The sequence below is a fragment of the Streptomyces sp. NPDC021020 genome (genome assembly GCF_044333285.1).
Lineage (GTDB): Bacteria > Actinomycetota > Actinomycetes > Streptomycetales > Streptomycetaceae > Actinacidiphila.
Genome location: NZ_JBIRQQ010000008.1, coordinates 198,573 through 212,279, shown reverse-complemented (window position 1 = coordinate 212,279; position 13,707 = coordinate 198,573). Strand labels below are relative to the sequence as shown.

The 13,707-nt window shown below is 70.9% G+C and carries 9 protein-coding genes; 2 read left to right on the top strand and 7 right to left on the bottom strand.

Annotated features, from left to right (window positions below):
- Positions 1–7 precede the first annotated feature (7 nt).
- From ACH4SL_RS24675 to metH, 7 genes are all read right to left on the bottom strand, one after another.
- The gene (locus ACH4SL_RS24675) at positions 8–1,354 is read right to left on the bottom strand and encodes an oligopeptide/dipeptide ABC transporter ATP-binding protein (RefSeq protein WP_398449124.1); all 1,347 of its coding nucleotides are present in this window, start codon (positions 1,352–1,354) and stop codon (positions 8–10) included.
- A complete protein-coding gene (locus tag ACH4SL_RS24670) occupies positions 1,338–2,399 on the bottom strand; it encodes an ABC transporter ATP-binding protein (protein WP_398449122.1) in 1,062 nt (353 codons plus the stop codon). Before ACH4SL_RS24670 ends, ACH4SL_RS24675 begins: the two co-directional genes overlap by 17 nt.
- The gene (locus ACH4SL_RS24665) at positions 2,396–3,460 is read right to left on the bottom strand and encodes an ABC transporter permease (RefSeq protein WP_398449119.1); all 1,065 of its coding nucleotides are present in this window, start codon (positions 3,458–3,460) and stop codon (positions 2,396–2,398) included. Before ACH4SL_RS24665 ends, ACH4SL_RS24670 begins: the two co-directional genes overlap by 4 nt.
- A complete protein-coding gene (locus tag ACH4SL_RS24660; protein ID WP_398449117.1) occupies positions 3,460–4,479 on the bottom strand; it encodes an ABC transporter permease in 1,020 nt (339 codons plus the stop codon). The genes ACH4SL_RS24665 and ACH4SL_RS24660 overlap by 1 nt, the downstream gene beginning before the upstream one ends.
- A 119-nt stretch (positions 4,480–4,598) precedes the next feature.
- Entirely contained in the window at positions 4,599–6,179 is a 1,581-nt protein-coding gene (locus ACH4SL_RS24655; protein ID WP_398449115.1) for an ABC transporter substrate-binding protein, read from the bottom strand.
- 315 nt (positions 6,180–6,494) lie between these two features.
- Positions 6,495–7,211, bottom strand: a complete 717-nt coding sequence (locus tag ACH4SL_RS24650) for an HAD family hydrolase (protein ID WP_398449113.1) — start codon at positions 7,209–7,211, stop codon at positions 6,495–6,497.
- Positions 7,212–7,489: 278 nt separating this feature from the next.
- Entirely contained in the window at positions 7,490–11,020 is a 3,531-nt protein-coding gene (metH, locus tag ACH4SL_RS24645) for a methionine synthase (RefSeq protein WP_398449111.1), read from the bottom strand.
- Between the two features lie 279 nt (positions 11,021–11,299).
- Here metH and ACH4SL_RS24640 point away from each other — a divergent pair, with 279 nt between their 5' ends.
- Both ACH4SL_RS24640 and glpK read left to right on the top strand, forming a co-directional pair.
- On the top strand, positions 11,300–12,055 hold the full coding sequence (locus ACH4SL_RS24640; protein WP_398449109.1) for an MIP/aquaporin family protein: 756 nt from the start codon (positions 11,300–11,302) through the stop codon (positions 12,053–12,055).
- Between the two features lie 87 nt (positions 12,056–12,142).
- Positions 12,143–13,702: a glycerol kinase GlpK gene (gene glpK / locus ACH4SL_RS24635; protein WP_398449107.1), complete on the top strand. Its 1,560-nt coding sequence runs from the start codon at positions 12,143–12,145 to the stop codon at positions 13,700–13,702.
- Positions 13,703–13,707 lie beyond the last annotated feature (5 nt).

The window sequence follows — 13,707 nt, the reverse complement described above, 5'->3', positions numbered from 1 at the left end:
GCCCCCGTCAGCCGGCGGACTCCCGCAGGTGGCAGGCCACTTGGACGCCCGCGCCGGCGACCAGTGCGAGCCGCGGGTCGCGGGCGGCGGTGAACGCGACGACGGCGCGCCCGTTCTCGCTGCGCAGGTCCGCCACGCCCCGCCAGAGCGGCTCGTGCGGCCGGTCCTCGGCGCCGTCCTCGTCGCGCAGCGTCCGCAGGAAGTCCAGGACGTCGTCGGGGGTGTGCCCGTGGCCGGGCTTGATCTCGACGGTGCCCAGGCCCGGTTCGGCGAGCGCCTCCACGTCGGCGAACAGCCCACGCTCGCGCTCGGCGGCCTCCGGGGCGAGCTCGAGCCAGCGGTTCTCCAGCAGCGTGCGCAGGTCCCGGGCCTCCCAGCCGCAGTCGGCGACGGCCACCGGGCAGCGCGGGTGGAAGGAGCAGCCCAGCGGCGGCCGGGCGGCGTCCGGGATCTCGCCGCGGGGCAGTTCGCGCGGCACGGCCCGCTCGGGGTCGGGCTCGGGGATCGCGGCGAGCAGCGCCTCGGTGTAGGGGTGCTGCGGGTTGGCGAAGACCTCCGCGGTCGGCCCGTACTCGACGATCCGGCCGAGGTACATGATGGCGATGGTGTCGCAGAAGAACTTCGCGCTGGCCAGGTCGTGCGTGACGTAGACGTACGTGAGGTCCAGGTCGCGCTTGAGGTCCAGCATGAGCTGCAGGATCTTGGCGCGGACGCTCATGTCCAGCATGGAGATCGGCTCGTCGGCGACGAGGAGTTCGGGCTCGGCGATGATGGCCCGGGCGAGTACGGCGCGCTGCTTCTGGCCGCCGGACAGGTCGCCGGGGAATTTGCCGAGGTAGCGCTCGGGCGGGGTCAGGCCGACGCGTTCCAGCGCGTCCACGACCCGGGCCTCGTACTCGGCCTCGGTGGCGACGAGGTTGTGGATGCGCAGCGGGTGGCCGACCGCGGTGCGGATGTCCATCGCGGGGTTGAGGGAGGCGTGCGGGTCCTGGAAGACCATCTGGAGGCGGCGGCGCAGCGGCCGCAGCTGCCGCTCGCCGAGGCCGGTGATGTCCTGCCCGCGGTAGCGGACGGATCCGCCGGTGGCCTTGGTCAGGCCGATCAGGGTGCGGCCGAGCGTGGTCTTGCCGGAGCCGGACTCGCCGACCAGGCCGAGCACCTCGCCCTTGCGCAGCCGCAGGTCGATGCCGTCGACGGCGCGTACGGCGCCGCCGGCGGGCTGCCCGGACAGGCGGCCCAGCAGCCGGCTGCGCAGGCCGAAGTGGACTTCGAGGCCGGACGCCTCGACCAGCGGCTCGCCGGCGTCGCCGGGGGCGCCCTCGCCGGCCGGCTCGATGTCAGGCTTCGTCAGCAACGCTGATCTCCTCTACGGCGTGGAGCGCTTCGCGCCCGTCCGGTCCCAGCTCGTCGGCGAGTTCGGGCGCGACGTCCAGCGCCTGGTGCCAGCACGCGCTGGTGACCCCGGTGGGCAGCTGCACCTCGGGCGGCTCGGCCTGCGCGCAGCCGCGCATGGCGACGGGGCAGCGCGGGTGGAAGCGGCAGCCCTGCGGCGGCTCCACCAGGTCCGGCGGGCTGCCCGGGATGAAGTGCAGCCCGGTGGTGGCCAGCGAGATGGTGGAGCGCAGCAGCTCCTTGGTGTACGGGTGCTGCGGGCGGGCGAAGACCTCGCGGGCCTCGCCCTGCTCGACGATGTGCCCGGCGTACATCACCGCGACGCGGTCGCAGGCCTCGGCGACGATGCCGAGGTTGTGGGTGATGAGGACGAGGGAGGTGTCGAAGTTCTTCCGCAGGTCGGCGAGGATCTTGATGATCTGCGCCTCGACCAGCACGTCGAGTGCGGTGGTCGGCTCGTCGGCGACGATGAAGGCGGGCCGCAGCACGAGCGCCAGCGCGATCATGATGCGCTGCCGCATGCCGCCGGAGAACTCGTGCGGGTAGCTGGCGTAGCGGCTCTCGGGGATGCCCATGCCGCGCAGCGCCTCCAGGGCGCGGGCCCGGATCTCCTTCTTCGGCAGGCCCTTGTGGTGGGCGCGCAGCGCCTCCTCGAAGTGCTGGGAGATGCGCATGAGCGGGTTGAGCCGGGTCATCGGCTCCTGGAAGATCAGCCCGAGTTCGGGGCCGCGCAGCTTCTGGAGTTCCTTGGCGGGCAGTCCGACGAGGTTGCGGCCGGCGGCGCCGGCGCTGCGCAGCACCACCTCGCCGTCGACGGCGGCCGCGGCCGGGGTCAGGCCGAGCACGCCGCGGCCGAGGGTGGACTTGCCGCAGCCGGACTCGCCGACCAGGCCGAGGGTCTCGCCGGGCCGGACGTCGAAGCTGACGCCGTCCACGGCGCGCACCGCGCCGCGGTCGGTGCCGTACCAGACGCGCAGGTCCCGGACGGACAGGACGGGTTCGGTCACTTGACGGCCTCGCCTTCGGACGCGTCGGGCAGTTCGGGAGCCGTGACGGTACGGCGCCTGGTGTGGGCGGGGAGCAGTACCTTGCGGATCCTGCGGCGGCGCATGGTCGGGTTGAGCACGTCGTTGAGGCCTTCGCCGAGGAGGGTGAAGCCGAGGATCGCGACGACCATGGCCAGGCCCGGGTAGAGGCAGGTCCACCACATGCCGGCGTTGACGTCGTCGATCGCGCGCTCCAGGTCGTAGCCCCATTCGGCGGCGTCGGTGGGCTGGATGCCCAGGCCCAGGAAGCCCAGGCCGGCGAGGGTGCCGATGCCGTCGGCGGCGTTCATCGTGGTGATGACCGGCACGGACTGGATGACGTTGCCGAAGAGGTACTTGCGGATCACCACCGAGGGCTTGGCGCCCATGGCGCGGGCGGCCTCGACGAAGGTGGCCTCGCGGGCGGACAGCGCGGAGGCGCGCACCACCCGGTAGTACTGCGGGATGTAGACCACCGTGATGGACAGCGCCGCGGTGACGATCGCGCCGCCGGAGATGCCCGAGAAGACGAAGCTGGCGACGATCGCGAGCAGCAGGTACGGGAAGGCGAACAGCGCGTCCATCACCAGCACCAGGATGCGGTCCAGCCAGCCGCCGAAGTATCCCGACAGCAGGCCCAGGACCACGCCGATGACGAGGGAGAAGACGACGGCGAGGACCATCACCTCCAGGGCGGTGCGGGCGCCGTAGACCGTGCGGGAGAGCACGTCCAGGTTCTGCACGGTGGTGCCGAACCAGTGGTCCCCGTCGGGCGCGCCCTGCTTGGGGAAGTTCTTCCCGCCGTCGCGGTAGGTGTCGAAGTTGTACGGGGCGATGAGCGGCGCGAAGACCGCGGTGATCACGAACAGCGCCGAGATGATCCCGCCGGACCACAGCATGAACCTGGGCACCCCGCGCGCCTCGCGGACCGCGGTGGTGATGCGGCGCAGGCCACCGAAGCGGGTGCCGCCGGGGGCGGGGGTGCCGGACGGGGCCGGCTCCGTGGGCTCGATCGGGCCGGTGGGGAGAGTCGTCGTGGCCATCAGTAGCGCACCCTCGGGTCGATCAGCGCGTTGACGAAGTCGATCAGCAGGCTGATCACGACGACGGCCAGGGCGAAGACGGTGACGATGCCCTGCACGGCGACGTAGTCGCGCTGGTTGATGTAGTCGATCAACTGGCGGCCGATGCCGGGCCAGTTGAAGATCCGCTCGGTGAGCACCGCGCCGCCCAGCAGCATGGCGACCTGGAGGCCGAGCACGGTGATGACCGGCACCAGGGCGTTGCGGAAGCCGTGCCGGGCGACGACGTGCCGTTCCCGGACACCGCGGGCGCGGGCGGCCTCGATGTAGTCGCCCTGGAGCGACTGGATGAGGTTGATGCGGATCATCCGGATGAAGACGCCGACGATCAGCAGGCCGAGTGCGACGGACGGCAGCAGCAGGTGCTGGAGGATGTCGCCGACCGCGTCCCAGTCGCCGTTCAGGGCCGCGTCGACGATCAGGATGTGCGTCTGGGTGGGCACGTTGAGCTGGATCAGCGGGGATGCCTGCCCGGAGGTGGTGCCGAAGGCGAGCATGAGCAGCGGTGCGGTGACGATGACCGGGGAGGCGTAGCTGAGGATGCTGGCCAGCCGGCCGACGACGTCCACGGCGCTGTCGCGGTAGCGGCCGCAGAGCAGGCCGACGGGGATGCCGATGACGCCGGCAAAGACCAGGGCGCCCGCGGTCAGGGTGAGGGTGGCGCCGCCGTTCTCGACGAGGATGTCCCGCACGCTGCGGCGGTCGGAGAAGGTGGTGCCGAAGTTCAGGGTGACGACCGACTTCAGGTAGTCCCAGAACTGCTGGTAGAGCGGGGCGTCGAAGCCGGCCGCGTGCCGCCGCGCGGCGAGTTCGGTGGCGTTGAGCTTGCCGCCCTGCGACGAGGAGATGGGGTCGCCGGGGGCCACCCGCATCATCACGAAGACCAGGATCAGCAGGATCAGCACCATGGGCACGGCCAGTGCGATCCGGGTCAGGACGTAGCGGCGCAGCGAGCCCGACTGCTTGCTCGTGTTGCTCATGCGGTGACTTTCCGGTGGCTGTCCGGAGTGGCCCGGACCGGGGACGACGGGATGCGCGGCGGGGGCGCCGCGGGCCGGGCCGGCCCGCGGGGGTCACTCCCCCGCGGGCCGGCCACCGCTCACTTCGTGCCGAGTTCGTAGAACCGGAACATCGTCGGGTCGAGCGCCTTGTCGGCGCCGGTGACGCCGTCGCGGATCACGACGGTCTGCTTGCCCTGCCACAGCGGGATGATCGGGACGTCCTCCGCCACGATCTTCTGGATGTCGGCGAACGCCTGGTCGCGGACGGCCTTGTCGTCCGTTCCCTGCTCCTTGCTGAGCAGGGTCAGGATCTGCGGGTTGACGTAGCCGGTGCCGAGGAAGGGCTCCTTGGTCAGGAACGGCGCGACGTCGTTGTCGGGGTCCGGCAGGTCCGGGTACCAGCCGATCATGTACGAGGCGTACGTGTCGGACTTCTCGTCCTTCTGGTACTGCTGCCACTCGGTGGAGCTGAGGGTGACCTTGAACAGGCCGGTGGCCTCCAGTTGCCGCTTGATGGCGGTGGCCTCGTCGGCGGACGCGGCGCCGTAGTGGGTGGGCGTCCAGGCGTACGCGAGGTCCACCGGCGTCTTGATGCCGGCGGCGTCGAGCAGCGCCTTGGCCTTGGCGGTGTCGGGCTCGCCGTACTTGTCCTTGAAGGCCTCCGTGTGGCCCTCGATGCCGTTGCCGACCATCGAGTAGAGCGGCGCCACGGTGTCGTCGTACGCGTCCTTGGCGATGCCGGCGCGGTCGATGACCTGCGCGACGGCCTGCCGCACGGCCTTCTGGTCGGCGGGCTTCACCTTGGCGTCGAAGACCATGTAGCGCTTCTCGGTGCCGGTGCCCTCCAGGACCTGGATGCCGGAGGTCTTCTTCAGGTCCTGGGTGTCGGTGGGCGACAGGCTGCGGAAGGCGGCGGTCACGGTGCCGTCCTTGACGGCCTGCTTGAGCGCGGAGGCCTCGGAGAAGTACTGCAGCACGACCTGGCTGTTGTTGAGCTTGGCGTCGCCCTTGTACTTCGGGTTGGCCTTCAGCGACGCCTGCTGCTTGGCGGTGTACTTGTCCAGCGTGTACGGGCCGGAGCCGACGATCTTCGAGCCGTCGAGCAGCTTGTCGGCGGGGAAGACCTTCTCGTCGACGATCGTGCCCGCGTCGGTGGCGAGCACCGAGGGGAAGGTCGAATCGGGGTTCTTCAGGTGGAAGGTGACCTGGTCGGTCCCGGTGACCGTGGTGCTGTCCAGGTTCGCCAGCAGGCTGGAGGGGCCGTTGGGCGCGGCGATCTTCAGCATCCGGTCGAAGGTGAACTTCACGGAGGCCGCGGTGAGCGGGTCGCCGTTGGAGAACACCAGGCCGGGCTGCATCTGGCAGGCGTACGTCTTGGGGTCGGTGAAGGAGCAGCTCTTGGCCGCGTCCGGGGCCGGTGTGGTGGCGCCGGTCGGGAAGTGCATGACCTTCTGGTAGACGCTGTCGATGATCTCCCAGGAGCCGTAGTCGTACGCTCCCGCGGGGTCCAGCGACGACACCGAGTCGGTGGTGCCGACGATCACGGCGCCCTTGGCGCCGCCGTTGTCACCGCCACTGCTGCTGCCGGACGAATTATCCTTTTTGCCACCGCACGCAGAGGCGCCGATAGCCAGGAAGGCCACGGCGGCTGCGGCGACGACACGCTTGTTTCGTGACATCCAGTGAATCCCCTTGCTCACATGCCGGTCAGGTGAGTCGGCATCGACCGCCCTGGACATTAGCGGGGTGGTCGCCGCCCATCGGGACACGGAGTGATTGAGGGGACATTACATACCGGTAACAGGACGTTCACCACCGATATGCGAACGTCCGGGCTATCGAGTGGCGGAGCGTCAAAAAGGACATATCACCCGCGTAAGAAACCGATAAGTGAAATCTCATCCAGGCGCGCCACCAGCTGTCGATGGGGCGTCGTGTGACAATCATCACACTGCCCGGATTCCACTTCGTGAGATGTTATTCAGCCGTCACCGTCAGTGAAGATCCACATTCACAGAGCCCCGGACCAGGGACCTCAGAAACGGCACGTTCACCTGGTCGAGGGAGCTGACGACGGTGCGCCGGGGGGCGGCCGGGATCGGCACCAGCGACGGCACCGCGACCACATGGCAGCCCGCCGCCTCACCGGACGCCACGCCCGTCACGGTGTCCTCGACCACCACGCAGCGCGCCGGGTCCGCGCCCAGCCGCCGGGCCGCCGTCAGATACGGGTCGGGGAAGGGCTTGGTGCGGGCGATCTCGTCCCCCGCGAGGGTGAAGGTGAAGTTCTCGGCGCCCAGGGTGCGCAGCATGGCGTCGATCGTGCGCCGGTGCGAGGCGGACACCAGCGCCGTGGGCACCCCGTGCGCCGCCAGCTCCGTCAGCAGCCGGCGGGCGCCGGGCATCAGCGGGGCGCCGCGCGCGATCAGCTCCTCGAAGCGGGTGTCGATCGCGACCATCAGCTCCGCGAGCGTCGCGGTGGTGCCGGTGACCTCCATGAGGTGGCCGACGCTGCGCGCCATCGGGCCGCCCACCACGACCGCCTTGTGCACCTCGTCCAGCACGTGTCCCAGGTCCGCGAACACTCCCGTCTCGGCCGCCCACCAGATGCCCTCGGTGTCCACGAGGGTGCCGTCCATGTCCAGCAGCACGGCCTGGAGCTCCTGGCCGTACGCCGGACGGGTGGCGGCGACGGGGGTGCTGCTGGTCATAGGCTCACTCCTCGGCCGAGGTGCGGATCCGGGCCCGGAACCGGCCGGGAGGCCGGGTACGGAGCGCCCCGTTCTGGGGGACACGAAGGCCGGTCGTCTGCCGCACCCCGCGCGCGGGGTGCGGCAGACGACCGGCCTTCGCCGGACCCACCAGTCTACGTCGCCCCGCCCGGACACGCCTGACGGGCAGGCAACGGCTGTGTGCCGTCCCGGTGACGCGCCCGGTGACCCCGCCGGGCCCCGGGGCGCGGTACGGGCCTCAGGGCGCGGTACGGGCCTCAGCGGGCGTTGAAGTACTTCGCCTCGGGGTGGTGGATCACGATCGCGTCGGTGGACTGCTCCGGGTGCAGCTGGAACTCCTCCGAGAGCTTCACGCCGATCCGCTCCGGCTCCAGCAGCGCCGCGATCTTCGCCCGGTCCTCCAGGTCGGGGCAGGCGCCGTAGCCGAGCGAGAAGCGCGCGCCGCGGTACTTCAGCGCGAACATGTCGGCCATCTCGCCCGGGTCCTCGCCCGCGAAGCCCAGCTCGGAGCGCACCCGGGCGTGCCAGTACTCGGCGAGCGCCTCGGCGAGCTGCACGGACAGCCCGTGCAGCTCCAGGTAGTCGCGGTAGGAGTCGGCGGCGAACAGCTCGTTGGCGGCCTCGGAGATCCGGTTGCCCATGGTGACCACCTGGAAGCCGACGACGTCGGTCTCGCCGGACTCCTCGGGCCGGAAGAAGTCGGCCAGGCACAGCCGCCGGCCGCGGCGCTGGCGCGGGAAGGTGAAGCGGGTGCGCTCGCTGCCGTCCTCGTGCAGCACGATCAGGTCGTCGCCCTTGGACACGCACGGGTAGTAGCCGTAGACGACCGCGGCCTCCAGCAGCCCCTCGGACTGCAGCCGGGTCAGCAGCCCGCGCAGCCGCGGCCGCCCCTCGCTCTCCACCAGCTCCTCGTACGACGGCCCCGACGCGCGCGACTGCTTCAGACCCCACTGGCCCTTGAAGAGCGCGCCCTCGTCCAGCCACGAGGCGTAGTCGGCCAGCGGGATGCCCTTGACCACCCGGCTGCCCCAGAACGGCGGTTCGGGCACCGGGTTGTCCACCGCGACGTCCGACCGCACCGGCCCGCGCGCCTCGTCCTGCGCCTCCTGCTCGTCCTGCTCGCTCTGCGGGCGGATCGGCACCCGGCGCTGTTTGAGCTCGGGCAGCGACACCCCCGGCACCCCGCGCTTGACGCCGATCAGCGCGTCCATCAGCCGCAGGCCCTCGAAGGCGTCGCGGGCGTAGCGGACCTCGCCCAGATACACCTCGTGCAGATCCTGCTCGACGTAGGCCCTGGTCAGGGCGGCGCCGCCGAGGATGACGGGGTAGTCGGCGGCCAGGCCGCGCTGGTTGAGCTCCTCCAGGTTCTCCTTCATCACCACGGTGGACTTCACCAGCAGGCCGGACATGCCGATGACGTCGGCGCGGTGCTCCTGCGCGGCGTCCAGGATCGCCGAGACGGGCTGCTTGATGCCCAGGTTGACGACGTTGTAGCCGTTGTTGGACAAGATGATGTCGACGAGGTTCTTGCCGATGTCGTGCACGTCGCCGCGCACGGTGGCGAGCACGATGGTGCCCTTGCCGCCGCCGTCTTCGCTCTTCTCCATGTGCGGTTCGAGGTAGGCGACGGCGGTCTTCATGACCTCGGCGGACTGGAGCACGAACGGCAGCTGCATCTGGCCGGAGCCGAACAGCTCGCCGACGGTCTTCATGCCGGCCAGCAGCGTGTCGTTGACGATGTCCAGGGCGGGGCGCTCGGCGAGCGCGGCGTCCAGGTCGTCGGTCAGGCCGTTCTTCTCGCCGTCCACGATGCGCCGCTGCAGCCGCTCGTCCAGCGGCAGCGCGGCCAGCTCCTCGGCCTTGCCGGCCTTGACGGACCGGGCGTCGACGCCCTCGAACAGCTCCATGAGCCGCTGCAGCGGGTCGTAGCCCTCGCGGCGGTTGTCCCAGATCAGGTCGTACGCGGTCTGCCGCTGCTCCTCGGGGATGCGGGCGATGGGCACGATCTTGGAGGCGTGCACGATCGCGGAGTCCAGACCGGCCTTGACGCACTCGTCGAGGAAGACGGAGTTGAGGACCACCCGGGCGGCGGGGTTGAGGCCGAAGGAGATGTTGGACAGGCCGAGCGTGGTCTGCACGTCGGGGTGGCGGCGCTTGAGCTCGCGGATGCCCTCGATCGTCGCGGCGCCGTCCTTGCGGGACTCCTCCTGGCCGGTGCAGATGGTGAAGGTCAGGCAGTCGACGAGGATGTCGGACTCGTGGATGCCCCAGTTGCCGGTCAGGTCGGCGATCAGCCGCTCGGCGATCTCGACCTTCTTCTCGGCGGTCCTGGCCTGGCCCTCCTCGTCGATGGTGAGGGCGATGAGCGCGGCGCCGTGCTGGACGGCGAGCTCGGTGACCTTCGCGAAGCGCGACTCGGGTCCGTCGCCGTCCTCGTAGTTGACGGAGTTCAGCACCGCCCGGCCGCCCAGCTTCTCCAGGCCCGCGCGCAGGACGTCGACCTCCGTGGAGTCCAGCACGATCGGCAGCGTGGAGGCGGTCGCGAAGCGCCCGGCGATCTCGGCCATGTCGGCGGCGCCGTCCCGGCCGACGTAGTCCACGCACAGGTCCAGCAGGTGGGCGCCCTCCCGGATCTGGTCGCGCGCCATCTCGACGCAGTCCTCCCAGCGGCCCTCCAGCATCGCCTCGCGGAATTTCTTCGAGCCGTTGGCGTTGGTGCGCTCGCCGATCGCCAGGTAGGAGGTGTCCTGGCGGAAGGGGACGGTCTGGTAGAGCGAGGACGCGCCGGGCTCGGGGCGGGGCGAGCGCGGGGTCAGCTCGTGGCCGCCGATGCGGTCGACGAGCTGGCGCAGGTGCTCGGGCGTGGTGCCGCAGCAGCCGCCGACGAGCGACAGGCCGTACTCGGCGGCGAAGGTCTCGTGCGCGTCGGCCAGCTCGGAGGGGCTGAGCGGGTAGTGCGCGCCGTCCTTGGTGAGGATCGGCAGCCCGGCGTTGGGCATGCAGGTCAGCGGGATGCGGGAGTGCCGGGCGAGGTAGCGCAGGTGCTCGCTCATCTCGGCGGGTCCGGTCGAGCAGTTGAGGCCGATCAGGTCGATGCCGAGCGGCTCCAGGGCGGTCAGGGCGGCGCCGATCTCGGAGCCGAGCAGCATGGTGCCGGTGGTCTCGACGGCGACCGAGCAGATGAGCGGCAGGTCGACGCCCGCCTCGGCCATGGCCTGACGGGAGCCGATCAGCGCGGCCTTGACCTGGAGCAGGTCCTGCATCGTCTCCACGACGAGTGCGTCGGCGCCGCCGGCGATGAGGCCGGCCGCGTTGGCGTGGTAGCCGTCGCGCAGGTGGCCGTAGGTGGTGTGGCCGAGGGTGGGCAGCTTGGTGCCGGGGCCGATCGAGCCGAGGACCCAGCGCTGCCGGCCGTCGGCGGAGAAGTCGTCGGCGACCTCGCGGGCGATCCGGGCGCCGGCCTCGGCCAGCTCGAAGATGCGGTCCTCGATGTCGTACTCGGCGGCGGCGGTGGCGTTGGCGCCGAAGGTGTTGGTCTCGACGCAGTCCACGCCGGCCGCGAAGTACGCCTCGTGCACCGACCGCACGATGTCGGGGCGGGTGACGTTGAGGACCTCGTTGCAGCCTTCGAGCTGCTGGAAGTCGTCGAGGGTCGGCTCCTGCGCCTGGAGCATCGTGCCCATGGCGCCGTCGGCGACGACGATGCGGGAGGCGAGTGCCTCGCGGAGGGCGGCGGCGCGGGCGTTGCTCGCGGCGGGCGCGGCGGACGAGGGGGACGGCGAGGCCATGGAACTGCTCCCTGGGATGCGACGGCTGTCGGCTATGCGCCGGTCCGTCCCCCGGGGGACGGACCACGCACCCCGCCAGCGTAGCCTTCCGGGCCGCCGGACCGGCGCGGCATTCCGAGGGGCGGACGGGTGGTGCGCGCCCGCCGCGCCCCGGCGCACCCCCCGTCCGGGTCTGCGACCAGGGCGAATGTTTGACCCGTACAGATCAATGGGGAGACTTCCGTCCTGCGATCGACCAGGTGTCCAGATATCGAACGCGTACGCGACAAGGGGGTCGCTGTGTCCAACGGTCATATCGTCACCGGCGAGATCTTCGGAACCGCGGTGCTGATCCTGCTCGGATGCGGGGTCTGCGCCGCCGTGACACTCAAACGGTCCAAGGCCAGGGACGCGGGCTGGCTGGCGATCACCTTCGGCTGGGGCTTCGGTGTGCTGGGCGGCGCGTACATCGCCAACGGGTACTCCGGCGGGCATCTGAACCCCGCGGTCACGCTCGGCATAGCCATCAAGACCGGGCAGTGGTCGAAAGTGCCGTACTACCTCGTGGGACAGCTCGTGGGCGCCGTGATCGGCGCCTTTCTCGTGTGGGTGGCCTACCTCGGGCAGTTCTCCGCGCACATGTCGGGGCTGGAGGCCGCCGAGGGCCGGGACGCCCGGCCCGCGGGGCCGGTGCTGGGCGTCTTCTCCACCGGGCCGGAGATCCGCAACCCGGTGCAGAACCTGCTGACCGAGACCGTCGCGACCTTCGTGCTGGTGCTCTTCATCCTCACGCAGGGCATGACCGACGGTCTGGCGGAGAATGGAATGGGCATCCTGCTCACGGCCCTGATCGTGGTGGGCATCGGCCTGTCGCTGGGCGGGCCGACCGGCTACGCGATCAACCCGGCGCGCGACCTGGGGCCGCGGATCGTGCACGCCCTGCTGCCGCTGCCCGGCAAGGGCGGCTCGGACTGGGGCTACGCCTGGATCCCGGTGGCCGGACCGCTGGCCGGGGCCGCCGTCGCGGGCGGGTTGTACCGGCTCGCGTTCACATAGACGGTAGGCGGTAGGCGGATCACCGGGTACACGCCCCGCGAGCCCCGAGCACGAGCCCCGAGCTTCGCCCTCGACGAGGAGGACACCATGACCGACACGCCCGCCGGCGGTACGGGACCGTACATCGCCGCCATCGACCAGGGCACGACGTCCAGCCGCTGCATCGTCTTCGACCGCGACGGGCGGATCGTCGCCGTCGACCAGAAGGAGCACGAGCAGATCCTGCCCAAACCCGGCTGGGTCGAGCACGACGCGGCCGAGATCTGGACCAACGTGCAGGAGGTCGTCGCCGGGGCGCTGCGCAAGGCCGGGGAGGACGTCCCGGGATTCACCCCTTCGGACGTCAAGGCCATCGGCATCACCAACCAGCGCGAGACGACCCTGCTGTGGGACAAGAACACCGGCCAGCCCGTGCACAACGCGATCGTCTGGCAGGACACCCGCACCGACGCGCTGTGCCGCGAGCTGGGCCGCAACGTCGGCCAGGACCGCTTCCGGCGGCAGACCGGCCTGCCGCTCGCGGCGTACTTCGCCGGGCCCAAGGTGCGCTGGCTGCTCGACCACGTCGACGGCCTGCGCGAGCGCGCCGAGGCCGGGGACATCCTCTTCGGCACCATGGACTCCTGGGTGATCTGGAACCTCACCGGCGGCGTCGACGGCGGCAAGCACGTCACGGACGTCACCAACGCCTCGCGCACCCTGCTGATGGACCTCAAGACGCTCCAGTGGGACGAGAAGATCTGCGCCTCGATCGGGGTGCCGACCGCGGTGCTGCCGGAGATCCGCTCGTCCTCCGAGGTCTACGGCAGCACCGACGTCGGCGGCCTGAGCGCGGTACCCGTCGCCTCCGCGCTCGGCGACCAGCAGGCCGCGCTGTTCGGCCAGACGTGCTTCGCCGTGGGCGAGGCGAAGTCCACGTACGGCACCGGCACCTTCATGCTGATGAACACCGGAGAGACCCCGGTCAACTCCTACGCCGGGCTCATCACCACGGTCGGCTACCGGATCGGCGACGCCAAGCCCGTCTACGCGCTGGAGGGCTCCATCGCGGTGACCGGCTCGCTCGTGCAGTGGATGCGCGACCAGATGGGGCTCATCGGCACCGCCGCCGAGATCGAGACGCTCGCCGCGACGGTCGACGACAACGGCGGCGCGTACTTCGTACCCGCCTTCTCCGGCCTCTTCGCCCCCTACTGGCGCTCCGACGCGCGCGGCGTGATCGCCGGGCTCACCCGGTACGTCACCAAGGCGCACCTGGCCAGGGCGGTACTGGAGGCGACCGCGTGGCAGACCCGGGAGATCGCCGACGCGATGCTCAAGGACTCCGGCACCGAGGTCAGCACCCTCAAGGTCGACGGCGGCATGACCGCCAACAACCTGCTGATGCAGACGCTGTCGGACTTCCTCGACGTGCCCGTGGTGCGCCCGATGGTCGCCGAGACCACCTGTCTGGGCGCGGCCTACGCGGCGGGCCTGGCCATCGGCTTCTGGCCGGACACCGACGCGCTGCGGGAGAACTGGCGGCGGGCCGCGGAGTGGACCCCGCGGATGGACCCCACGCAGCGCGACAAGGAGTACAAGCAGTGGCTCAAGGCCGTCAAGGCGACCATGGGCTGGCTGGAGGAGGACGACGAGCCCCGCGGCTGAGGACC

Excerpts from the sequence above, each read along its gene's own strand:
- ACH4SL_RS24665 (WP_398449119.1), bottom strand. The coding sequence starts at position 3,460 with ATGGCCACGACGACTCTCCCCACCGGCCCGATCGAGCCCACGGAGCCG.
- ACH4SL_RS24660 (WP_398449117.1), bottom strand. The coding sequence starts at position 4,479 with ATGAGCAACACGAGCAAGCAGTCGGGCTCGCTGCGCCGCTACGTCCTG.
- ACH4SL_RS24655 (WP_398449115.1), bottom strand. The coding sequence starts at position 6,179 with ATGTCACGAAACAAGCGTGTCGTCGCCGCAGCCGCCGTGGCCTTCCTG.
- ACH4SL_RS24650 (WP_398449113.1), bottom strand. The coding sequence starts at position 7,211 with ATGACCAGCAGCACCCCCGTCGCCGCCACCCGTCCGGCGTACGGCCAG.
- metH (WP_398449111.1), bottom strand. The coding sequence starts at position 11,020 with ATGGCCTCGCCGTCCCCCTCGTCCGCCGCGCCCGCCGCGAGCAACGCC.
- glpK (WP_398449107.1), top strand. The coding sequence starts at position 12,143 with ATGACCGACACGCCCGCCGGCGGTACGGGACCGTACATCGCCGCCATC.